Source organism: Paenibacillus thalictri (assembly GCF_004307995.1).
In the GTDB taxonomy this organism is placed as follows: Bacteria; Bacillota; Bacilli; order Paenibacillales; family NBRC-103111; genus Paenibacillus_AF; species Paenibacillus_AF thalictri.
In genome coordinates, this window is sequence record NZ_SIRE01000073.1 from 1 (window position 1) to 1,476 (window position 1,476).

Genomic DNA, 1,476 nt, shown 5'->3' on the forward strand with positions numbered 1-1,476 from the left:
TAAACTGGCCCCCATGTCAAGGACACTTAAAAAAAAGAGTAATGTTGAGTATTTAAGAAGCGGACAATAGGTGATTCCTGTATTGAACAGGGGTCATCTTTTTTAATCCCCATTGATATCTGTGGTTATTGTAATAGCGAATATAACGATCAATTTCAAGCTTTACCTCTTGTAAAGAACGGCAATTACGATGATCCACATTATCCTTCATATGACCGAAGAATGATTCTTGAGGGGCATTGTCCCAACAATTCCCGCGTCTGGACATCGACTGGCCTAACCCATTCTTCTTTAGCAACTCCTGATATATAGGGCTCGTGTAATAGCTGCCCTGATCTGAGTGGATGAAAGCACCCTTTTGAAGCTTTAGACGTTTCTGTTTCTTGAGAGCGTAAACAGTATCCGTGGCAATGTCCAATGTGAGCCGATTGGATACGTTGTAAGCGAGGACCTCGCCCGATGAGGCATCTAGTATGGTCGACAAATAGGCCATCTCGGTGCGACCGTATGGAAGGTACGTGATATCCGTAAGCAAGACCAGACCCGGTATCCCCTTCTTGAAGTCCCTCTGTAGAATATTTGGTAAGGTTCGATGTTCCAGCGTAGCTTTGGCCATGCGTTTATAAGGGTTGGGCTTTCTATGCGGACACACGATGTTAAATTTCTTCATCAGCCTACGGATTTTCTTTAGGTTATAGACGACACCGAACTCGTGTTCAAGAATCATCTTGATCGAGCGTGATCCCTTCTTGTATCCTCTTCGTCCGAAAGCCTTCTTGATCAGTTCCCCCGCCTCAGCATCCGAACGATCCCGCTGTAAGCGCGAATCTGTGGCTTGCAAGTAACTGTAATAACCTGAACGGGATACTTTAAGCAACGAGCAGAGATACCTCGTCATACGCCCTAAGCCTTGATCCACGGCATCCTTTATGAGCTCGAATAACTTAATCTTGCTTAGGTTCATTCCTTTGGCTACCAGCAACCTTTCTTTCGTATCGAGCTTTTTTAACAGTTCTACTTGAGATTCGAGTAGATGAATCCGTGCTTCTTGCTTTGCTATGACTTCATCCTGTGATAACTCTCTTCGCAAAGGGCGGCCAGAGGCTTCTTTTCGGGAGTCAGATAACCCAATAATCCCTCCATGGTCGTAGGCTTTCTTCCAGCGGTCAGCAGACTGTTCTACTCGCTTGATTCCAATTACGGCAACATCAAATCCATGAGCCTCAAAGATCTCTCTAGGGGTTTTCCCTGTCATATATTCGTCAATGAATAACTGTTTAAATTCATCTGCATAGGTTATCGCTTTGTCACTAACATTCTTTACATATCTGTTCTTTGACATCTGTTCACGTTCTTCTTCCGTAAATCGCTTCTTGCTCATGATGTAATCCCCCCGTTGCTTACTCTAGTATACAAAAAGGTACCCACAGCCTGAACACCTTTTTTCTAAGTGTCCAGTCTATGGGTACCAGTGTA

1 protein-coding gene is annotated in these 1,476 nt (G+C 44.2%); it reads right to left on the reverse strand.

The genetic code is table 11. The features are described from left to right. Window positions 1-52 precede the first annotated feature (52 nt). Window positions 53-1,381, reverse strand: coding sequence for an IS3 family transposase (locus EYB31_RS39905; protein WP_131019144.1), 1,329 nt, complete (start codon window positions 1,379-1,381; stop codon window positions 53-55). Between the last annotated feature and the right edge of the window lie 95 nt (window positions 1,382-1,476).